Source organism: Kitasatospora sp. NPDC048239 (assembly GCF_043202015.1).
GTDB lineage: Bacteria > Actinomycetota > Actinomycetes > Streptomycetales > Streptomycetaceae > Kitasatospora.
The window spans coordinates 58,950-78,475 of record NZ_JBICZP010000022.1 but is presented as its reverse complement, the minus strand read 5'-3'; the positions used below and the strand labels follow the sequence as shown (position 1 = coordinate 78,475).

The 19,526-nt window shown below is 74.8% G+C and carries 16 protein-coding genes, 3 pseudogenes and 1 riboswitch; of the genes and pseudogenes, 10 read left to right on the top strand and 9 right to left on the bottom strand.

Features of this window, described 5'->3' with window-relative positions; all coding sequences use genetic code 11:
* The first annotated feature begins 79 nt into the window (after window positions 1–79).
* Window positions 80–253, top strand: a riboswitch (M-box (ykoK) riboswitch).
* Window positions 254–633: 380 nt separating this feature from the next.
* Window positions 634–1,809, top strand: coding sequence for a magnesium and cobalt transport protein CorA (locus ACGFZP_RS36310; RefSeq protein WP_392941099.1), 1,176 nt, complete (start codon window positions 634–636; stop codon window positions 1,807–1,809).
* Window positions 1,810–1,853: 44 nt separating this feature from the next.
* Here ACGFZP_RS36310 and ACGFZP_RS36305 read toward each other — a convergent pair whose 3' ends face one another.
* The 3 genes and pseudogenes from ACGFZP_RS36305 to ACGFZP_RS36295 all read right to left on the bottom strand — a co-directional run bounded on the left by ACGFZP_RS36305 (window position 1,854) and on the right by ACGFZP_RS36295 (window position 3,386).
* Complete coding sequence (locus ACGFZP_RS36305; RefSeq protein ID WP_392941097.1) at window positions 1,854–2,495, bottom strand: TetR/AcrR family transcriptional regulator; 642 nt, start codon at window positions 2,493–2,495, stop codon at window positions 1,854–1,856.
* A gap of 191 nt (window positions 2,496–2,686) precedes the next feature.
* A pseudogene (locus ACGFZP_RS36300) lies at window positions 2,687–2,974 on the bottom strand (FAD-dependent monooxygenase); the annotation flags it as partial.
* A gap of 190 nt (window positions 2,975–3,164) precedes the next feature.
* Complete coding sequence (locus tag ACGFZP_RS36295) at window positions 3,165–3,386, bottom strand: hypothetical protein (RefSeq protein WP_392941096.1); 222 nt, start codon at window positions 3,384–3,386, stop codon at window positions 3,165–3,167.
* Window positions 3,387–3,538: 152 nt separating this feature from the next.
* Here ACGFZP_RS36295 and ACGFZP_RS36290 point away from each other — a divergent pair, with 152 nt between their 5' ends.
* On the top strand, window positions 3,539–4,501 hold the full coding sequence (locus tag ACGFZP_RS36290; RefSeq protein ID WP_392941095.1) for a hypothetical protein: 963 nt from the start codon (window positions 3,539–3,541) through the stop codon (window positions 4,499–4,501).
* Window positions 4,502–4,579: 78 nt separating this feature from the next.
* Here the strand turns inward: ACGFZP_RS36290 and ACGFZP_RS36285 are convergent.
* The 3 genes and pseudogenes from ACGFZP_RS36285 to ACGFZP_RS36275 all read right to left on the bottom strand — a co-directional run.
* Window positions 4,580–5,539 (bottom strand): annotated as a pseudogene (locus tag ACGFZP_RS36285) (chitinase); the annotation flags it as partial.
* Window positions 5,540–5,749: 210 nt separating this feature from the next.
* Window positions 5,750–6,367 (bottom strand): annotated as a pseudogene (locus ACGFZP_RS36280) (carbohydrate binding domain-containing protein); the annotation flags it as partial.
* A 250-nt stretch (window positions 6,368–6,617) separates the two neighbouring features.
* Complete coding sequence (locus ACGFZP_RS36275) at window positions 6,618–7,964, bottom strand: hypothetical protein (protein ID WP_392941093.1); 1,347 nt, start codon at window positions 7,962–7,964, stop codon at window positions 6,618–6,620.
* 291 nt (window positions 7,965–8,255) lie between these two features.
* On the opposite strand from ACGFZP_RS36275, the gene ACGFZP_RS36270 reads away from it, so the two are divergent.
* The 7 genes from ACGFZP_RS36270 (at window position 8,256) to ACGFZP_RS36240 (ending at window position 15,917) form a co-directional block, all read left to right on the top strand.
* Window positions 8,256–9,392, top strand: a complete 1,137-nt coding sequence (locus ACGFZP_RS36270; RefSeq protein WP_392941091.1) for an ACP S-malonyltransferase — start codon at window positions 8,256–8,258, stop codon at window positions 9,390–9,392.
* The gene (locus ACGFZP_RS36265) at window positions 9,389–11,284 is read left to right on the top strand and encodes a hypothetical protein (protein WP_392941089.1); all 1,896 of its coding nucleotides are present in this window, start codon (window positions 9,389–9,391) and stop codon (window positions 11,282–11,284) included. The genes ACGFZP_RS36270 and ACGFZP_RS36265 overlap by 4 nt, the downstream gene beginning before the upstream one ends.
* Window positions 11,281–12,327, top strand: a complete 1,047-nt coding sequence (locus ACGFZP_RS36260) for a 3-oxoacyl-ACP synthase III family protein (protein ID WP_392941087.1) — start codon at window positions 11,281–11,283, stop codon at window positions 12,325–12,327. Before ACGFZP_RS36265 ends, ACGFZP_RS36260 begins: the two co-directional genes overlap by 4 nt.
* A 113-nt stretch (window positions 12,328–12,440) precedes the next feature.
* Complete coding sequence (locus ACGFZP_RS36255; protein ID WP_392941085.1) at window positions 12,441–13,280, top strand: SDR family NAD(P)-dependent oxidoreductase; 840 nt, start codon at window positions 12,441–12,443, stop codon at window positions 13,278–13,280.
* Entirely contained in the window at window positions 13,277–14,371 is a 1,095-nt protein-coding gene (locus tag ACGFZP_RS36250) for a beta-ketoacyl-ACP synthase III (RefSeq protein WP_392941083.1), read from the top strand. Before ACGFZP_RS36255 ends, ACGFZP_RS36250 begins: the two co-directional genes overlap by 4 nt.
* Complete coding sequence (locus ACGFZP_RS36245; protein ID WP_392941081.1) at window positions 14,368–14,634, top strand: acyl carrier protein; 267 nt, start codon at window positions 14,368–14,370, stop codon at window positions 14,632–14,634. Before ACGFZP_RS36250 ends, ACGFZP_RS36245 begins: the two co-directional genes overlap by 4 nt.
* The gene (locus ACGFZP_RS36240) at window positions 14,631–15,917 is read left to right on the top strand and encodes a beta-ketoacyl-[acyl-carrier-protein] synthase family protein (protein ID WP_392941079.1); all 1,287 of its coding nucleotides are present in this window, start codon (window positions 14,631–14,633) and stop codon (window positions 15,915–15,917) included. Before ACGFZP_RS36245 ends, ACGFZP_RS36240 begins: the two co-directional genes overlap by 4 nt.
* Window positions 15,918–16,043: 126 nt before the next feature.
* Here the strand turns inward: ACGFZP_RS36240 and ACGFZP_RS36235 are convergent, their stop codons facing one another.
* The gene (locus tag ACGFZP_RS36235; protein WP_392941078.1) at window positions 16,044–16,688 is read right to left on the bottom strand and encodes a dihydrofolate reductase family protein; all 645 of its coding nucleotides are present in this window, start codon (window positions 16,686–16,688) and stop codon (window positions 16,044–16,046) included.
* A gap of 198 nt (window positions 16,689–16,886) precedes the next feature.
* Window positions 16,887–17,921: a saccharopine dehydrogenase NADP-binding domain-containing protein gene (locus ACGFZP_RS36230; RefSeq protein ID WP_392941076.1), complete on the bottom strand. Its 1,035-nt coding sequence runs from the start codon at window positions 17,919–17,921 to the stop codon at window positions 16,887–16,889.
* Window positions 17,922–18,017: 96 nt separating this feature from the next.
* On the opposite strand from ACGFZP_RS36230, the gene ACGFZP_RS36225 reads away from it, so the two are divergent.
* Complete coding sequence (locus ACGFZP_RS36225) at window positions 18,018–18,965, top strand: helix-turn-helix domain-containing protein (RefSeq protein ID WP_392941074.1); 948 nt, start codon at window positions 18,018–18,020, stop codon at window positions 18,963–18,965.
* Between the two features lie 76 nt (window positions 18,966–19,041).
* Here ACGFZP_RS36225 and ACGFZP_RS36220 read toward each other — a convergent pair whose 3' ends face one another.
* Window positions 19,042–19,500 (bottom strand): hypothetical protein, encoded by a 459-nt coding sequence (locus ACGFZP_RS36220; protein ID WP_392941072.1) that lies wholly within the window; start codon window positions 19,498–19,500, stop codon window positions 19,042–19,044.
* Between the last annotated feature and the right edge of the window lie 26 nt (window positions 19,501–19,526).

Genomic DNA, 19,526 nt, shown 5'->3' with positions numbered 1-19,526 from the left:
AAGGCGGTCGGCGGGCACCGCGGGCCCGGGCCGTGGTCGGAGGTGCCGTCGCGCGGGTACTAGACTCGGTGGAGTTGTGAAGGCACCTCGTTCGGTGAGGCGTCGCCATGGACACAGGCCACTGACCCCACGACGTCGAGAGACGCCCAGGGTCAGGACAGGTCTCCCCGGCCTAAGGGGTGACCCCAAGTGGCTGCACCTTCCGGTGCTACGCCGTGGCGTGCCAAAGCTCTGACGAGATCAGGGGTGCCCACCCGCCTGACCGGCGCATGTGTGCGTGCGCCCGCGGCCGCGCGGTGTGGACGCTCCTGGTGGCCCGGCAAGAGGCGACCCCGGAGGGGCGCCCCGGCGGCGAGGAGGTGAGAGCGGTGGAGAGCAGTAGTCCGGGTCGAAGTCGGCCCTGCCCCAGGATGTCCCCCTTTTCTTCCGGCACCCGGCTCCCCTCCTCCCGTACCGCTCCCGCCACCCGCGCCCCCGCACCCCGCCGCTGACCGCGTCGGGCCGTGCCGGTGCGGACCGGGCGCCGTGCGCGGTGGAGGACGGCCGGCCGCCTGCCGCCCCTGCCACCCGCCCCGGGAGCACGCCCCGGGCCTGCGGCACGGGCGGAGGACCCAGACTCGTGGAGGTACCGCCATGTCCGACTGGCGAGTGCGCGCCGTGCGCGCGAGCAAGCGTCCGTTCTCCCGTTCCCTCACCGCCGTCCGCGTCGAGGACGCCCAGCCAGCGCCCGAGCACTCGATGGACCCGAGGCCCGATCAGCCCGCCGAGCCCGTCACCCTGGAGCGTTCCGTGGTGGACGCGGCCGTGTACCGGGACGGGCACCGGGTCGGGGCACCCGCCAGCGCGGGCCTGGCCGACATCTACCGGCAACTGCCCGGCAAGCCCGGCACGATGGCCTGGATCGGACTGTTCCGGCCCGCCGAGGCGCAGCTGCTGGAGGCCGCGGAGCGCTTCGGACTGCACGAACTGGCGCTTGAGGACGCCATCGTCGCCCACCAGCGGCCCAAGCTGGAGCGCTACGGCGACACGCTCTTCGTGGTGCTGCGCGCCGCCCGCTACCTGGACGACGTGGAGGAGGTCGACTTCGGTGAGATCCACCTCTTCGTCGGCCCGGACTTCGTCCTGACCGTCCGGCACTCGCAGGCCCCGGACCTCTCCGCCGTGCGCCGGCGCCTGGAGGCCGACCCGGAGCTGCTCGCACTCGGACCGGAGGCGGTGCTGTACGCGGTGCTGGACGCCGTCGTCGACGGGTACGCGCCGGTGATCGCCGGGCTCCAGCACGACATCGACGAGATCGAGACCGAGGTGTTCGGCGGCGACCCGCAGGTGTCCCGGCGCATCTACGAGCTCTCGCGCGAGGTCATCGAGTTCCAACGGGCCACCCGGCCGCTGCTGGAGATCATGAAGAGCCTGGAGGCGGGCTTCGGGAAGTACGGCACCGACGACGAGCTCCAGCGCTACCTGCGCGACGTGGCCGACCACGCGACCTACGCGGCCGAGCGGGTGGACGGATTCCGGCAGATGCTGCAGAACATCCTCACCGTGAACGCCACGCTGGTCTCGCAGCGGCAGAACGAGGAGATGAAGCAGCTCGCCGAGGCCGGGCACATGCAGAACGACGAGATCAAGAAGATCTCCTCCTGGGCGGCGATCCTGTTCGCCCCGACCCTGATCGGAACGGTCTACGGGATGAACTTCCAGTCCATGCCGGAGCTGAAGTGGGCCTTCGGGTACCCGTTCGCGATCGGGTTGATGGGTCTGGTCTGCACCGGCCTGTACCTGGTGTTCAAGCGCCGCAACTGGCTCTGACCCTGTGGCCTGAGGGGTCGGGCCTCAGGCCACCGTCCGGATGGTCAGCCCGGGCACACCGCGTCCAGCACCAGGTCGAGCAGCCGCTCGGCCTGGTCGCCCTGCCCGGGGTGCGGGGTGGCGAGGGCGACGCCGAGGGCGAGTTGGAGCAGGTCGTCGGTGGTCAGGTCGGGGCGGGCGGTGCCGCTGATCCGGGCGCTGGACAGCACGGCGGTGGCCGCCTCCCGGATCCGGCGGTGGCAGTCCGTGCCCAGCGATCCCTCGGCCTCCATCAGGAGCGCGCTGCCGAGGCCCTGGTTGATGCGGGCGTGGGCGACGAAGGCGCGCAGCCAGTCGGCGAGCGCGATGTCGGCGGGTTCGGTGGACAGCAGCCGGTCGGCGGTGGTGCAGAGCCGCTCGACCCGCTCGTCGAGGACGGCCGCGAGGAGGGTGCCGCGGGTGGGGAAGTGCCGGTAGAGGGTGCCGGGGCCGACACCGGCCCGGCGGGCGATCTCGTTGAGCGAGGCCTCGGGGCCGGCCTCCGTGAACGCCTCCTGGGCGGCGGCGAGCAGCCGTTCGCGGTTGCGTCGGGCATCGGTGCGCTGCGCGGCGGCGGCCATCGGTTGGTCCTCGCTGTCCGGGTCGTGGTGGACTTGGCGGCCGCGGGAGGCGGGCCAAGCGGGGAGGTGCTCCGTACTGTAGGGCACGCCGAAGCGGAGATCATTTCCGGATGTCGTGGCCACGGTCGGGCGGGGGCCGACCCGCCGACCGCACACGACGGTGGCAGCACTCGGCTCGCTTGGCCCTGTCCGGTCGATCTTGTGACGAACACGGTCCCGTCGGGGCCGGTGGTCGCGCCGAACGGCAATGCCTCGGGGTCGGCGGGCTCGACGTCGCCGAGCAGGGAGAAGCGGGTCGCCGCGGTACCGGGGAAGTCGATGCCGGCCTGCTTGCGGACGGTGCTGCGGCCGCCGTCGCAGCCGACCAGGTACGCGGCCCGGACGCGGTACTCGCGGCCGCCGGTGGTGACGGTGGCCGTGACGGAAAGATCATCTCGATGTGGGTTCTGCAGGCACCTTGGCCGGAACCGGGTTTGGGTCGGACGGGTGAACCTGGTGGGGTCTTTCGCCGTTCGGGAGCTGTTCGGCCGCCCGCCCGGGGGCCGGGCCCCGGGGTCGGTGGGCACGGCGGGTGCTCGAACCGTCCGGGCCCCGGATTTCCGGGGTCGGCGGGGCGCTCGGCGGTCGCGGCGGTCGCAGGGGTGGCGCCGGGAGGGGGTGACCGCTGCGGGCCGATGGCCGCCGCCGGCCGGAGTGCCTCGTTCCCCAGTTCGGAATTCCTCTACTTCGCGTGCCTACAGCGATTGTGACGCCCCGTCAGGGAATGTGGCGAATGCCCTTCGGCGAACCAGTATGTGCAGCAGGCGTATGCCGGAAGCAGGTTTCGGAAGGTGCGAACACGTGAACAGGACGCGGCTGTCGGAAGCGTTCATCCTGCCGGCGATCGGTGGCATCGGTGGCATCGGTGGCATCGGTGGTATTGGTGGCATTGGTGACATCGGCGACGAGGAGGTCTTCGTCGTGAGCCGCTTCACCCACCCCGCCCGCGGGGAGGTGCGCTGTCCTGCAGCCCCCCTGATCGCGGCGTGGTTGGCCGGGCAGGGGTATGCCGCACCGGTTCGCGCCGTGCCCCCGCGGGCGCTCGGGCGCTCGGGCGATCGGACCGGGCGGCCGGGGCCGCGCGGTCCGGGGTGCTGGCCGCGACGACCTACCTCGATCCCGGCGGCCGGGTCGCGGGCCTTGCGGTGGCGGGCGGAGCCCGGAGGGCGGCCCTGGCCGAGGAGGTCGTCCGGCACTGGTCGCGGGCGCTCCGGACCCGCCGTGTGCTGGTGGCCCCCGGCCCCCGGCCCTGCCGACACGGTCGGCACGGCACTCCGCTGCTGCCCGATCCCCGGAGCACGGGGTCGGTCCGGTGGCCCCGGGCGGAGGACGGCTGCGAGAAGGCGGCTGCGGCAGGTGCGCTGGTCCGGGCCTATCTGGACCGGGGCGACACGGTGCTCGTCCTCGGCGGCCGGGAGGAGCGTCGGCGTCCTGAGCGGGCCGGACCGGGCGCCTTGCCGTCCGGGCCGGTGGTCGAGGTCGCCGGGGTGGGAGCATCGGAGGTGTCGGAGGCCTTGGCCGCGCTGGAGGGGCTTGCGATCCGGGACGAGACGCGGTTGTCGTTCGTGGTCAGTCCGTGCGCGGTCGTCGACGAGGTCGGCGGGCTGCTGCGCGAACTCCGGCTCCGGTACCCGTCGTTGCGCGGTCAGCACCCCGACCAGTGGTGCTATGTGGCCTCCGACGCGCGGTGGGCCGAGCGGGCGGTCGCCGAGGCGAGCGATCTGACGCTGCTGACCGGCGACGGCGAGCCCGCCCTCCTCCCGCCGCCCGGCCGTGGGTCCGTGCGCAGGATCAGGACGCTAGGCGACCTCCTGCCGGAGGAGATCGCCTCGGCCGCGACGGTCGGGGTGCTGGCCACCGACGGCGGGTCGGCCGCCGAGGGCGCTGCGGTGGCCGGTGGCGGTCCGGTGGCCGAGGGTGTTCCGGCCGCCGTGACGGTTGCCGACCTCCTGGAGGTGCTCGCGGGGTTGGGGCCGCTGAGCGTCGTCAACCACCGGGTGCGGACGGACGTCGGCACCGGCATCCACGAGAACACGCCGACGGCCCCTCGTTGAGGCCGCGCCCCGGTGCCACGAAGGACGGTGCACCGGGGCGCGGACCCAGCCGGGTCTCAGCGAGGCGTCAACGGGATGTCAACGGCCCTGGAGGGACTTGGCGTTGTCGCCGAAGGTCCAGCCCTTCGAGCCGTCCCAGTTGATCGACCAGGTCATGAGCCCCTTCAGTTGACCACCGAAGGCGTTCCACGACTGGCTGACCAGGCTCGGCGCCATGTAGCCACCGCCCGCACCGGGTTGGGCCGGCAGTCCGGGCACCTGCTTGTCGTACGGCACCTTGATCGTGGTGCCCTGGATGACCAGGCCGTTGTTCAGGCAGGTGGTCTGCGCGGTGAAGCCCTGGACGGTGCCGGCCTGGTAGGAGTCGCCGGAGCAGCCGTACATGCTGCCGTTGTAGTACTGCATGTTCAGCCACCACAGGCGCCCGTTGTCGGCGTACTTCTTGATGATCGGGAGGTAGGAGCCCCAGATCGACCCGTAGGTGACGCTACCGCCGGTGACGTACGCCGTCTCGGGGGCCATCGTCAGGCCGAAGCCCGCGGGCATCTGGGCCAGCACGCCGTCGATGATGCGGATCAGGTTGGACTGGGAGGCGGACAGCGTGTTGATGTTGCCGCTTCCGGACAGTCCGGTCTCGATGTCGATGTCGATTCCGTCGAAGTTGTACTTCTTGAGGATCGGCACGACGGTCGCCACGAACCGGTCGGCGACGGTGCTGGAGCTCAGGTCGATGCCCGCGGCGGCGCCGCCGATCGACATCAGGAGCGTCGCCCCGGCGGCCTTGGCCTGGCACATCTCGGCGGGGGTCGAGACCTTGACGCCGGCGTCCATGCCGTCCTGCCACTGGACGGTGCCGTCCGAGAGGATCACCGGGAAGGCGGCGTTGATGACGTTGTAGCCGTGCGCGGCGATCCGGCTGTCAGTGATGGGGACCCAGCCCATGCCGGGGTGGACGCCGTTCGCGGCGCCGTCCCAGTTCTCCCAGTAGCCCTGCAGGACCTTGCCCGACGGCTTGGGCTTCGTGGGGCAGGTGTCGCCCGGCGGGGTGGTCGTCGGCGGCGCCGTGGTGGTGGGAGGCGTGGTCGTCGGCGGCGCCGTGGTGGTGGGTGGCGTGGTGGTCGGCGGTGCGGTGGTCGTGGGGGGCGTCGTGGTCGGCGGGGTGGTGCTCGGCGTGGGGCTGCTGCCGCCGGGGCCGACCAGTGACACGTCGTCCGCGTAGTACGCGGGCTGCCCGTACCAGCCGTGCAGGTAGACGGTCACCGAGGTGGTGTTCGCCCCGGTGGTGAAGCCGACGCTGAGCTGGCTGTAGGACGAGCTGCTCGGCGTCCAGGTGGACGGGGCGCTGGTGATGCCGGTGCCGGTGGCGCCCAGGTAGATGTAGCTGCCCTGGACGTAGGCGCTCAGCGTGTACTGGGAGTTGGGCTGAACGCTGATGGTCTGGCTGCACTGGGCGTTGTCCAGGCCGGTGGGCGTGGCCTTGAGCGCGGAGGTGCCGGAGTGGACCGGGCTGGTGACGGCCGTGCCGGAGCCGCCGGAGCAGGTCCAGTCGGAGAGCCCGTTCTCGAATCCGGCGTTGGCCACCAGGTTGGTGGTGGCGGCCCCGGCGGTGACGGAGCCGGCCACGACGAGCCCGGCGCCGATGACGGCGGCGGCGCTCACCCCGGCGATGGAGCTCTTCAGGACGGTCGGCCGGTGCGTGGCGCGGCTGGTCCGGTTCACCTGCGATGCGCGTTCCACGGACGCACGCTGCGGGCGAGGGGTCCGGAGCGGCTCGCTCCCGGCCTGGACGCCTTCCAGACGGTCGGGGCCCGAACCGGGGCGGAGACCGCCCGGCGGGCGTGGATTGCGCGACCTTCGACGGAACATGCTGTGCTCCCTTTCCCGCCGGGCGCCAGGGAGATGACCGGCGCGTGGGGGCGTGACGCCCGGCTCTGGGTGAGGTGGGGACATGTGGGGCTGTGCCGGACCGGATCGTAGAAGGGGCGGCGGGGCGCGTCAATAGGTCTGGACCAATCCTAGGGGGTGCGGCTTGGTCGGGCGGGGGCGGCCGGCATTTGCTTTGGTCGTCAAGTCTCTTTACGGCCCGGGACATTGAGGGGCCAAGGCCGGGCGCACCCTAGCGGGGGCGGAGGGTGGTGGCGCGTTGGATGAGGTGGTCGACGGATGGGCGTCGGCGGTGGGGGAGGAGGAGGCGGGGTAGCCGGGCGCGGGCCGCGTGGGCTCGGCGGGAGGACAGCAGGGGGTAGACGTCGAGGAACTCGTGCCAGGCGGCGCACGCGGCTTCGATGTGGCCGGCGGCCACCTGCGTTTCGGCCAGGCGGCTGAGGATGAAGGCGCGGGAGCGGGCCTCGGCTCGGGGGCGTCGGGCGGCGGACGTCTCCAGGGACCTGATCGCCCCGGGGAGGTCGCCGAGTTCGGCCCGCACGAGGGCGCGCTGGTGGTCCCAGGACGCGTGGTGGTAGTCGCCGACCGGCGGCGGGGGGCCGACGATGAGCGGGAGGAGGTCGCGGGCGTCGTCGAGGTGGCGGAGCGCCGCCGGCCCGTCGCCCACCGCGGCCTCGGCGAGGGCGAGTTGGCCCAGCACCGCGGCGCGCAGCCGCGGCGGGGCGGCGCCGATGGGACGGTCGGCGGCGGCGCGGGCGAGTCGCAGGCTCTGCCGGGGGCGGCCGAGTTCGTAGGCCTGGGCGCTCATCGCCCGGAGGACCATCGCCTCGGCGGCGGTGTCGCCCGCGCGGTGGGCGAGCGCGAGGCCGATCCGGTAGTACCAGCCGGCCAGGCCGTTGAGTTCGTCGTCGACGTGCATGAACGCGCACAGGTAGCAGAGCCGGGCCGTGTCGCCGAGCAACCGTGCGTGCCGGACGGGCCCGTAGGGTCGGCTGAGCATGGGCGCCACCGTGGTGGCGAGCAGGGCGGCGAGCGCGGTGCGGGCCTGGCCCCCGCCCTGGGTGCGGTCGACGGTGGCGAAGACGGTCAGCAGCTGCCTGAGCACGTCGGGTTCGGCGTCCGCCGGGCCGCCCTGCCCGCGGTGCCGGCCGGGGCCGCCCGTCGGCCCGCCGGTGGACGGCCGGATGAGGGTCGTGACGTACTCCTCGGCCGACAGCGGCCGGTAGGCGAGCAGCTCGCCGTGCCGGCCCGGAACGGTCGCCGCCGCGGCGAGGCTGCGGAGCGCGTCCCGGTCGGAGGCCCTCGCCGAACCGTCGGCCTGCGGGTCGGCGAATCCCGCGTCGGTCAGGGTGACGGCGCGGCCGAGGCGCCGGGCCAGCGCGGCACAGACGAAGTGCGCGGCAGGCCTGCGGGGTTCGGCGCCGGTGATCCACTGGTGGACGGAGGCCCTCCGGTAGGCCAGGCTCATCCCGGCCTCGGCGGCGATCTGGTTGACGGCTCGGGCCAACTCCTCGCCGGTCCAACGGGATTCGGCGACGAGTTCCCGAAGGCGGGTGTTGGGTATGCGGCGGCCGGTCATGGCTCCCCCCGGGAGGTCGTTCAAGCCGGGGCGCGGGGATCCCGCGCCAAAGGCGGGCCCCTGCATTTCACCGCCCCATGGTAGCCACCTGCCGTCAAGTTTTGCGGGTGAAAAGATAATTGACGGTTCATAAGTATTGACAGGCCAGGGGCGCGGCGCCACTCGGCGCGGTCGGTGATCGGCGCCACCATCGGTGGTATCGGCGGTTCCCTCCCGGAGCGCCCCGAGGTGGAGGCGGCGCCCGTGAACCCCGGCCCGAACGGCCCCACAACCACCGGTGGGGTGGTCCACATGTTCCCCGGCCAGGGGGACTTCAGCCTGACCCCGCTGCTGCGGGCCCTTCCCCGCGTCCGGTCGCTGGCACGAGCGGTCACCCAGGTGTTCGGCGAGGCCGACACGGTCGCCGCCGAGTTCGGGGTGACGCCGATCGGCCCGCGGTTGACGGGAGGCCTGACACCCGGTGCCGCCGGGTCGGCGCCAAGTACACGCGGGTCGGCGCTCAGCACGGGCGCGCTGGCCGGCGAGGCGCCCGGCACCGTCCAACTCGCCCTGTTCGGCGTGTCGGTGGCGGTACACCGCGCGCTTGAGGCCGACGGGCTCCCGGCGGACCGCATCCTCGCGGTCAGCTTCGGCGAGATCCCCGCACTCACCGCGGCGGGCTCCTGTTCGATCCCCGATGGAGCCCGACTGGCCTGCCGCCTCGGGCAGTTGATGACGGCCGCGGGAGGAGGCATGACGCTGCTGGGCGCGGCGGAGCACCGGGCCCGCAGACTGCTGGCCGAGGCCGGACCGGCAGCGGGCTCGGTCGTGGTGGCCTGTGTCAACCACGGCGAGGAGACGGTGGTATCGGGCAGCCCGGCCGGCCTCGCCGCAGTGGAGTCCTCGGCCGGGCGGCAGGGCGTCGCCGCCCAGCGCCTGCGGCTGCCGTTCATGAGCCACCACCCGGCCCTCGCCCGCGAGGCGGGCGCGTTCGCGCACTACGCCCGGGGGCTGCGCCTTGAGCCACCGCGGCGGCCGGTCTACTCGGCGGTCGCCGGGCGGTCCTACCGGCAGGACACGGATCTGCCGCGCGCGCTGTCCGCCTGTCTGGTCCGCGCCTTCGCCCTGCCCGCGGTGCTCGGGCCTGCGCTGGCCGGCGCCTCGCAGGTGATCGAGGCGGGAACCGGCCGGACGCTCACCAACAGCGTGCGGCTCCTCACGCCGGACGTCGAAGCCCTGGCGCCGGTGTTCGACGGCGAGTGGCCCGTCCGCGAGCCGGGCCCGCTCCCACCCCCGCTCCCGCCCCCGTGGCCCTGGTCGCCGACCGACCCGCCCGGACGGTCGCCGACGGACCCGCCCGGACAAGGGGACCCCCGCACCCGGCGCGCCCGGCCCTGGCGGACCGCGGCCGACACCCACCGCACGACCGCAGCAGAGAGGGAATCGTGAACACCGCACAACAGGACCACCGCCGCCCCGGCGCCGCGGACGTGCTGGCGCGCCTGACGGCACTCCTCCCACCGGGACGGGGCGGCGAGCTCGGGAAGCTCCTGGCGGAGGACGGAACACGCGGCGACCCGGCCGCCTTGCGGACGGACACCCGCGCCCACGAACGGCTGACCCGGCTGGCGGCGCTGCTTCCCCCCGCCGCCGAGGTGGTCGCCGACGCCGAACTCCTGGCCGCCCTCGGCGAGGCGACGGTCCTCGCCGATCCGCCGCTCTACCAGACCCTGCTCTCCCACTACACGCTGTGCGTGGGGTCGCTGGTCCTGCTGGGCGGCCGGAACGCCGACCCGGACGGTGCCCTGGCGCACGCCCGGACCAAGGGCTCCTTCATGGTCACCGAGATCGGCGAGGCCGGCAGCCACCTCGGCATCCGGACCGAGGCGCGGTTCGACCCGGCGCGCCGCGAGTTCGCGCTGCACACCCCGGACGACCGGGCCGCGAAGTTCTCCTCGGTGGCCGCCGAGGGACTGCCCCAGCAGGCGGTGGTCTGCGCCAGGCTGCTGACGGACGGCCGGGACGGCGGGGTGTTCTCCTTCCTCGTCGACATCACCGGTGCCGAGGGCCGCCCCGCACCGGGCGTCTCGATCTCGGACCCGATCGCGGTGGACGCCCTCCCCCTGCCCTACGGCCTCGTCCGCTTCCACGGTGCACGGGTGCCCTACGACCGCTGGCTCGCGGACCGGTCCACGATCGACGCCGCCGGCCTGCTGCACGACCCGCAGCCCGGCCCCGACGCCCGACTGCAGCGGACCCTGAGCTGCGGTCAGGGGCTGTGGGCCACCCTCCCCTCGGCGATGGCGGGCCTGGCGGGCCGCAGCGCGGCCATGGCCTGGCGGTTCAGCGCCGACCGCCGCACCCACGGCCGACTGGCCCCCGGACGGCCCGTCCTGGAGTACCGCCCCCAGCAGCACGCCGTCATCGGCGCACTGGCCGAGGCCTACTCGCTGCGCTGCACCGCACGGGCGGCCCTGTCCGGATGGGCGGCCCTGCGCACGCCCGGAAGAGCCCCCGGGCCGCCTACGGAAACGGCCGCACCGCCGGACACCGCGATGACCTTCTCCCCGTGGGCCGGGGTCGACCGGGCGCTCGCCCTCCACAAGGCGCACAGCACGCGCACGGCCGCGGAACTGATCGACGGCCTGCAGCACCGCTGCGGCGTGTCCGGCCTCCTCGACGGCAACCGGCTCCCCGGCTACCTCGGGTTCGCCCGCGCCTTCGACAACGCGGGCGGCGACAACACCCTCATCCTGCTCGACGCCGGGCGCGCCCTCGTCGAGGAGCGGACCCGCCAGGGCCGGCCGACGACGGGCCCGCGCGGCGCCCTGCCCGACCCGACCGGCGCGGCGTGGTGGCCGGAGGCCGTCTCCGCCCTGCAGGACCGGCTCGCCGACGAGCTCGCGGCGGCGCACACGGCCGGCGCCGCGGAGGGGCGCCGCGCGCTGGACCTCTGGAATCCGCTGCTCGCGGACGCCCTGGAGCTGGGAGCGGTCCAGGCCTGCCGGCTCGCGGCCGACGCCGCCGCGAACGGCCCGGGGTGGGGCGTTCCGCTGGCCGACGACCTCGCGGCGCTCGCGGGACTCCGCCAGGCCCGACGGCTGGCCGGGCCGCTGCTGGCGACCGGAGTGCTCACACCCGCCGCGGTGCGCGCCCTCCCGGCCGCCATGGACGTCCTGTGCGACCGGCTGCGACCGGCCCTCCCGGACGTCGTGGACGCCCTCGACCCCGGCGCCGCCCTCGCCCCCTCCGCGCTCGACCGGCCCGACTACGCCACCGCACTGCTCGCCGCCCACGGCACCCGTTCCACCCCCCGAGACCCGACAGGGAGCACATCGTGAACCAGCGGACACCCCCCGCGATCGGCGTTCTGGGGATGGGTACGTACCTGCCCGAGGAGGTGCGCGGCAACGTAGAGGTCGGCCGGCTCGCGGGCGTCTCGGCCGAGTGGATCGTCGAACGCACCGGAGTGGTCGAGCGGCACGTCGCCGCGAGCGGCGAGGCCGCCTCCGATCTCGCGGCGGCGGCCGTGCTGGCCGCGTGCGAGGCCGCGGGCATCCCGCCGGACCGGCTCGACGTCGTCATCGCCGCCACCTCGACACCCGACGAGCTCGGACCGGCCACCGCCTGCCGGGTCCAGGCACTGACCGGTGCCGCGAACGCCGTCGCCCTGGACGTCAGCGCGGCCTGCTCGGGCTGGCTGTTCGCGGCCAAGGTCGCCCACGACTGGCTCTCGACGACCCCCGGCAGCCGGTACGCGGCGGTCGTCGGCGTCGAGGCCTACTCGAAGTTCGTCGACCCCGCCCACCGGGGCACCGCCGTGCTCTTCGCGGACGGCGCCGCCGCCGCCGTCCTGGGCCCCGTCCCCGGGGACGGGGGCTTCCGGGGCTTCCGCCTCGGCTCGGACGGCCGCGGAGCGCACCATGTGCTCATCCCCGGCGGCGGGAGCCGGACACCCGCGAGCGCCCGCAGCCTGGCGAACGGCCTGCACCACATCCACATGGACGGCCGGGCGGTCCGCGACTTCATCACCGAGGTCTTCCCGCGCATGGTCGAGGAGACCCTCACCGAACACGGGCTCGACCTCAAGGACATCGACGCCTTCATCACCCACCAGCCCAACCCGCTGCTGCTGCGCACCGTCGCGGCCGGAATCGGCATCCCGCCCGAGCGCCTCCACATCACCGGGGACCGGACGGGCAACATCGGCGCGGCGTCCGCCCCGTTCGCGCTGGCCGACGCCGCGGCCGGTGGCCTGCTGCCGGACCGCGCCCGGCTGCTGGTCTGCGTACTCGGCGCCGGCCTCACCTGGGGCACCGCCCTGCTCACCTGGACCGGCGCCCCCGCGCTGCACGCCGCGGCCGTCGCCCCCAGCGCGCCCTGACATCAGCCCCGTCCCGCCCTGACCGTCCCGCCCTGACCGTCCCGCCCTGACCGCCCCGCCCTGACCGCCCGGACACCGCTCCGAGGCGGCGTCAGAACCAGAGGAGCCCCCTGATGACCGTCCTTGACCACTTCCGGCTCGACGGCCGGCGTGCGCTGGTGACCGGCGCCTCCCGCGGCATCGGCCAGGCCGTCGCCGTCGCCCTCGCCCAGGCCGGAGCGCGGCTCGCCCTGTCCGCCCGCACCGCCGCCGGGCTCAAGCACACCGCCGACCTGGTCGCCGAGTACACCGAACGCCCCGCGCTCGTACCGGGCGACCTCGCCGACCCCGGGCAGGCGGTGCTCGTCGACCACGCCGCCGAGGCCCTGGGAGGACTCGACATCCTCGTCCACAACGCCGGGATCCTGCCCGCCGAGCCCGACGGCAGCGCGCTCTTCGCGCCGCTGCAGTACCTCCCGCAGCCCGTCTGGGAGCAGGTGGTCGCCGTCAACCTCAACGCCACCGCGGCCGTCTGCCGGCACGCCCACCCCCATCTGGCCCGCTCCGACGGCGCCAGCCTGGTGCTGATGTCCTCCGTGGCCGGACTGGTCGGGACGCCGCTGATGGAGGTGTACGCCGCCACCAAGGCCGCCCAGGTGTCGCTCGCCCGCAGCCTCGCCGTCGGGTGGGCCCGCACGGGCATCCGGGTCAACGCCCTGTGCCCGGGCTGGGTCCGCACCGACATGACGGCGTCCGTCCACACCGACGCCGCCCTCAGCGACTGGCTGCTCGCCCACGTGCCGATGGGCCGCTGGGCCGAACCGGAGGAGGTCGCCGCGGCGGCGCTCTTCCTGGCCTCGCCCGCCGCCGCCTTCCTCACCGGGCAGGCCGTCGCACTGGACGGGGGCCTGTCGGTGCCCGACGGCGGCCTGGCGGGGATCCCCAAGCCGCCCTCCCCGTTCCTCGCGCCATGACGACCCCGCCCGGCCGCCCGGCCGACCGGCCCGCGGCGGTGATCGGCGGAATCGGCGCCAGCCTCCCACCCCGGGTGGTGACCAACCAGCAGGTCATCGAGCACGGCGCCCTCGACACCAGCACCGACTGGATCACCAGCCGCACCGGCATCCACCGCCGACGGCTGGCCGGCCCCGACGTCGGCACCGGGGACCTGGCCACCGCCGCCGCCCGCGCCGCGATCGACTCCGCCGGTCCCGCAGGACCGCGCCCCGACCTGCTCCTGCTGGCCACCACCACGCCGGACCGCCCCTGCCCGGCCACCGCGCCCGAGGTCGCGCACCGGCTCGGCCTGGGGCCCGTCCCCGCCTTCGACCTCGCCGCCGTCTGCTCCGGCTTCCTCTACGCCCTGACCACCGCCGCCGCCCTGCTCCGCAGCGGCACCTGCCAGGCCCCGCTGGTGGTCGCGGCGGAGAAGTACTCGGCGATCATCGACCCGCTCGACCGCGACACCGCACCGCTGTTCGGGGACGCGGCCGCCGCCGTGCTGCTCCGCCGCGGCGACGCCGCCGAGCCCGGGGCCCTGCTGGAGACCGACTGGGGGAGCGACGGCGCCGGGAGCGACCTGATCGCCATCGCCGGAGGCGGGGCCCGACTGCCCGCCACCGTCGGCCTGCGGCGCGAGGAACAGTACTTCCGGATGCGCGGCCGACCGGTCTACGCACACGCCGTACGCCGGATGGCCGCCTCCGCCACAGCCGTCCTGGGCGCGACCGGCTGGCAGCCCGGGGACGTCCGGGCCTTCATCGGACACCAGGCCAACCAGCGCATCCTGGACGCCGTCGCCGACCGGCTCGGCATCCCGCCGCGGCACCGCTTCGGGAACATCCGCGAGGTCGGCAACACGGCCGGCGCCTCCGTCCCGCTCGCGCTGGCCGACGCGGCCGCCCGGGGCGTCCGCCCACCGGGTGCCCCGACCCTGCTCACCGCCTTCGGCGGCGGCCTCACCTGGGCCTCCGCCACCCTGCTCTGGCCCGACGCCCCGGTGCGCACGGCACCCCCGGAGCCCCGCCCGCACACCCTCGACCACAAGGAGGTCGGCACCCCGTGAACCCCGTACGCGAACACCTGGTCGCCCTGCTCATCGGACAGTTCGAAGTCCCGGCGGACGCGGTCGGCGACGACGCCGCGCTCGGCGACCTGGACCTCGACTCGCTCGCCCGCGTCGAACTGGTCGTCAGCCTCCAGGAGCACTGGGGCATCGGCCTCGACGACGACGGCGACTCCGCGGCCGACGTGACGGTGGGCCGGCTCGTCGACCGCGTCCACGCCCTGATCGCCGAGACCACCGGGCAGCCCGGAGCGCTGGAGTGAGCGCAGCCCGCCCGCCCCTGGCCGTCACCGGGATCGGCCTGGTCACCCCGGCCGGTCCCGGGGCCGGACCGACCTGGCAGGGCGTCCTCGCCGCCCGCGCCACGGCCGCGCCGGATCCTGCGCTCGCCGGACTGCCGGTCGGCATCTCCTGCCGGGTCCCCCGGTTCGACGCCAGGGCGCTGCTCGGAGGCCGCCAGTCCTGGCGGCTGGACCGCGCCACCCACTTCGCGCTGGTCGCGGCTCGCGAGGCCGTCGCGGACGCCGGACTGTGGCCCGAGGACTGGGACGGGGCCCGGGTCGCCATCGTCCTCGGATCGGCCGCCGGAGGCGTGGGCAGCTACGAGCAGGCGGCGCGACGGTTCGGTACGAGAGGCCCGTCCGGCGTCTCCGCGCTCGCCCTGCCCGCCTTCCTTCCGAACATGGCGGCGGGCCAGCTCGCCATCGAACTCGGCGTCACCGGACCGGTGCTGCACACCGCGACGGCCTGCGCCTCGGGCGCCGGCGCCATCCACACCGCGGCCCTGCTCCTGCACGCCGGGGCCTGCGACATCGCCCTGGCGGGCGGCGCCGACGCCATGATCACGCCGGTCTGCGTCGCCGGGTTCGCCCGGATGCGGGCGCTCTCCCGCCAGCCCGACCCCGGTTGCGCCTCGCGGCCCTTCGACGCGGGCCGCGACGGCTTCGTCATCGGCGAGGGGGCCGCCTTCACCGTCCTGGAGCGCCAGGCCGACGCGCTGTGCCGGCGGGCGCCCACCCGGGCCCTGCTGGTGGGCGTCGGAACGGCGGCCGACGCCTACCACCCGGTGGCACCGCACCCGCGGGCCCGCGGCCTCGCGGCGGCCGTCCGGCAGGCCCTGGCCGAAGCCGGCGCCGCTGCGGACGACGTCGACCACGTCAACGCCCACGGCACCGGGACCCGGCTCAACGACAGTGCGGAGGCCGGCCTGATCGACCGGCTCTTCGCCCGCCGCCCCCCGTCCGTCACCTCCGCCAAGGGGGTGCTGGGCCACACCATGGGCGCGGCCGGCGCCATCGAGGCCGCCCTGACCGTGCTCACCGTCCAGCACCAGACGGTGCCCGCCACCGCGGGCTTCGCGGTGCCCGACCAGGACACCGACCGGATCGACCTCGTCCACGGCGCGCCCCGGCGGCAGCGGCTGCGCCTCGCCCTCAGCACCTCGGCCGGGTTCGGCGGCCACAACACGGCGCTGGTGTTCGCCCCCGCCGACTCGCCGGGCCCGCCGGGCCTGCGCAGCACGCCGGGCCCGTCGGCGGCTTCCTGAGACGGCGTCGACCGAGCAGGGCGAGAGCATGGTGGGCCGTCCGCGGGCAGGACGAGGGGTGCGCCGCGGTCACCGAAGGACTCGATGCCCAGGACGGTTCCACGGACGGCGACGGTGGCCGGCAGGTCACCGACCGTCGCCGTCGCGACCGAGGCCGCGGTCGGGTGCGCTCATGTCGCCCGTCGCGGGGGTGCCGTCGGCGAGCGCGTAGCGCAGGTAGACGGTGCCCTCCGGACCGGCCGCCGGCGGTTCGAGGAGGGCGAGGTTCGTGGGGACGGCGCCGCCGTCGAACACCTTCTTGCCGACGCCGAGGACGATCGGGTGCACCCACAGGTCGAGGCGGTCGAAGAGCCTCTCGTGCAGCAGGGTCTGGACGAGGTCGAGGCTTCCGACGACCTTCACGTTCTCGTGCCGGTCGCGGATCCCGCGGACGGCGGCGGCCAGGTCCGGGCCGAGCTGCGTGGACCCGTCCCAGGGGAGGTCCGGCGTGCCGCGGGAGGCCACGTACTTGGGGACGCGGTTGAACAGCTCGGCGATCTCGCCCTCCTTCTGGTGCGGCCAGTACGCGGCGAAGATGTCGTAGGTGCGCCGGCCGAGCAGCAGGGCGTCCGTGCCCTGGTAGGCGGCGATGATCTGCGCCCCGGTGGTCTCGCTCAGCAGGGGTGCCTGCCAGCCGCCGTACGGGAACCCCGCCGGGTCCTCGTCCGGTCCGCCGGGTGCCTGCGCGACGAGGTCGAGGGTCGCGAACATCTCGATGTGGATGAGTCCCATGTCTGTACTCCCGGAGTGTGTGGTTGCCCCCTCGAGATGTAGACCGGCCGGGACCGGAAAACTCATCGCCACGCCGGTACCCGTTCTTCCGTACCCGCGGGCCGGTCGTCCGCGCGCACCCCGGCGCGGCCCCCGGCCCGCGGTCGCGGTGTCAGCCCGGGACCGGTGCGGCACCGTGGTCGGCGCCCGTGCGGGCGGTCAGTTCGGGAGCTCGACCGACAGGTTCGGGGCCAGCGCCCGGAGGAAGTCGGCCGCGTGGAACGCCGTACCGGCCGAGGCCACGCCCGTGGCGCGGGTGTTACCGGCGAGGACCTGCTGGGCGGCCTCCACCACCAGGGGAGCGGTGATCGCGTAGATGTCCTGGCCGCGGGCCGTGGCACGGCGCTCGACCCCGCCCGCGCGGACCAGGACGTCGACGACGAAGGTCTGGTCGGAGCGGCCCAGGTCGTCGACCGCCTCCGGCGCGGGGGTGTCCTCCGCGGCGAGGTCCCGCGCGGCCTCGAGCGTCATGTAGGTGCGGACCTCGGGCACGTCCACGTGGCTGGGGACGGTGACGATGTCGGCCATGCTGAACTCGGCGAGCACCGTGCGCCGGCCCAGCGGTTCCGGGAAGTCCCAGTCCTGCTCCGGCGACCTGTCGTCGTGGTACTGCAGCCCGCCGTCGGTGAACCGGACCCGGCGGCCCGCGCGGCGCTCGTGCGAGACCCGGCCGGCCTCCCGGGTGCCCGGAGTGGGGTGCCAGCCGTTCAACCCGTAGGCGACGTGCACCTCGTCGGCGGCGGTCCAGTCCCCGAGGGCCGCCGTCACCAGGAGGTCGCCGAGGCCGCCGTAGAACGCCATCGCCGGGACGACGAGGGTCTCCGCCTTGCGGGCCGCCTCGGCGTGGTCGGCGAACGTCGAGGCGTTCGCCTCGATCTCCGCGGCGACGTCCAGGTACGGGATCCCGGCGCGCAGGGCCGCCTCGACGACCGGACCGGCCGTCACCGCGAACGGTCCGGCGGCGTTGATGACGGCCGCCGCTCCGGCGAGCGCCCGGTCCAGCGCGGCCGGGTCGTCCACGGCGGCGGGCCGCGCCTCGACGCCGGCGCCGGTCTCGGCGGCCAGCGCCGCCAACGGGGCCGCGCTGCGCCCGGAGACGATGGTGGCGATGCCGCGCCTTTGCAGTTCGGCGACGATGAAGCGACCGGTGTGACCCGTCGCGCCGTAGACCACCACTGCAGCCGCTGTACTCATGGTTCCCCGATCTCGATGTGCTGAGGACTCCAGTCTCGCCGCAGGCAGGGCCTGATCGTGAGTGTCCTGAACGACACCACCCGTACACTTTCGGACATGCCAACTGTCGCACTCCCGGCCGCCGGTGACCTGCTGCACTTCGAGCTGGGGGTGGCCTACGAGATCTTCGGAAACCCCCCGCGCGAGGCCGCGGAGGGCTGGTACGACGTGCTGCTCTGCGGGGAGGGCCCGGTGAAGGTCGGCCCGTTCGTGGTCGAACCCGACCACGGGCTGGAGCGCCTGGTCGGCGCGGACACGGTGATCGTGCCCGCCTGCGCCGACGTCGACGTCCCGCCCCCGCCGGAGCTGGTCGAGGCCGTGCGGGCGGCCCACGAGGCGGGTGCCCGGGTCGCCTCGCTCTGTACCGGGGCGTTCGTGCTCGGCGCGGCCGGCCTGCTGGACGGCCGGCGCGCCACCACGCACTGGGCGCACACCGCGGAGTTGAGTGCGCGTCATCCGCTGGCCGTGGTCGATCCGGACGTGCTGTACACCGACAACGGCAGCGTGCTCACCGCCGCGGGAAAGGCCGCCGCGGTGGATCTCTGCCTCCACCTGGTCCACCTCGACCACGGCGCGGCCATCGCCAACTCGGTGGCCCGACGCCTCGTCATGGCGCCGCACCGGCCCGGTGGCCAGGCCCAGTTCGTGGCCACGCCGGTGCAGGTCAGGGGCGACCACGTGCTGGCCGACCTGCTCGCCTGGGCCCAGCAGCGGCTGGACCGGCCGCTGACGGTGACGGACCTGGCGCGGCGGGCGAACACGAGCCCGCGCCATCTGGGGCGGCAGTTCCGGTCGGTGACCGGTCAGACGCCGCTCCAGTGGCTGCTGACCCAGCGGGTGCGCCGCGCCCAGGAGTTGCTGGAGGCCACCGACGAGAGCGTCGAGGCGGTGGCCCAGGCCACCGGCATGGGGACCGCCACGACGCTTCGGCGTCAGTTCAAACGGGTCGTCGGGGTCTCGCCGGCGGGCTACCGGCACGCGTTCCGCAGCGCGAATCCCGCCTGAGGAGGGGTGCGGGGCGGGTGCGGGGCCGGTGCGGGGGCGTGCCGGCCTGCGGCGACGGCGCCCCGGACGGCCCCGGTCAGGCGCCTTCGGCGGCGGGGAGGCCTCCGGTGGCGCGGGCTGGGAGGGTCGCACGGTCCGAGCGGGCCAGCCGGGAGGCCAGGCCCAGATGGAGGGCGGCGAGAACGGTGCCGCCGACGGCCATGCCGGGATTGTGGGTCGAGACGCCGATGGCCGCGTCGGCCAGCTGTACCGCGCCGGAGACCAGCAGCAGCGGTCCGAGCGCGCGGCCGGCACGGCTGGTCCGGCTGATCAGCAGCTGGTGCACCAGGACGGCGCCGAGCGGCAGGGCGCGGGCCGCGTAGGCCTGAACGTACAGGTCGGTGAGCGCGGTCACCGGGTCGGTGCCGCCGGGCAGGGCCAGGCCGGGGGAGAGCAGCCCGACGACGCCGGAGGCCATGGACAGGGCGGCGCCGGCCGCATTGGCGATCACCAGGACGCGCATGCCCCGGCTGAGCGGGGTGGTGGAACGAAGCATTGCGTCAGACCTCAAATTGTTCGAAC

Bases quoted from the DNA above. Each gene is read 5' to 3' on its own strand.
- ACGFZP_RS36230 (WP_392941076.1), bottom strand. From the start codon at position 17,921: ATGAGTACAGCGGCTGCAGTGGTGGTCTACGGCGCGACGGGTCACACC.
- ACGFZP_RS36250 (WP_392941083.1), top strand. From the start codon at position 13,277: ATGACGACCCCGCCCGGCCGCCCGGCCGACCGGCCCGCGGCGGTGATC.
- ACGFZP_RS36255 (WP_392941085.1), top strand. From the start codon at position 12,441: ATGACCGTCCTTGACCACTTCCGGCTCGACGGCCGGCGTGCGCTGGTG.
- ACGFZP_RS36225 (WP_392941074.1), top strand. From the start codon at position 18,018: ATGCCAACTGTCGCACTCCCGGCCGCCGGTGACCTGCTGCACTTCGAG.
- ACGFZP_RS36235 (WP_392941078.1), bottom strand. From the start codon at position 16,688: ATGGGACTCATCCACATCGAGATGTTCGCGACCCTCGACCTCGTCGCG.
- ACGFZP_RS36270 (WP_392941091.1), top strand. From the start codon at position 8,256: ATGTTCCCCGGCCAGGGGGACTTCAGCCTGACCCCGCTGCTGCGGGCC.
- ACGFZP_RS36275 (WP_392941093.1), bottom strand. From the start codon at position 7,964: ATGACCGGCCGCCGCATACCCAACACCCGCCTTCGGGAACTCGTCGCC.
- ACGFZP_RS36310 (WP_392941099.1), top strand. From the start codon at position 634: ATGTCCGACTGGCGAGTGCGCGCCGTGCGCGCGAGCAAGCGTCCGTTC.
- ACGFZP_RS36220 (WP_392941072.1), bottom strand. From the start codon at position 19,500: ATGCTTCGTTCCACCACCCCGCTCAGCCGGGGCATGCGCGTCCTGGTG.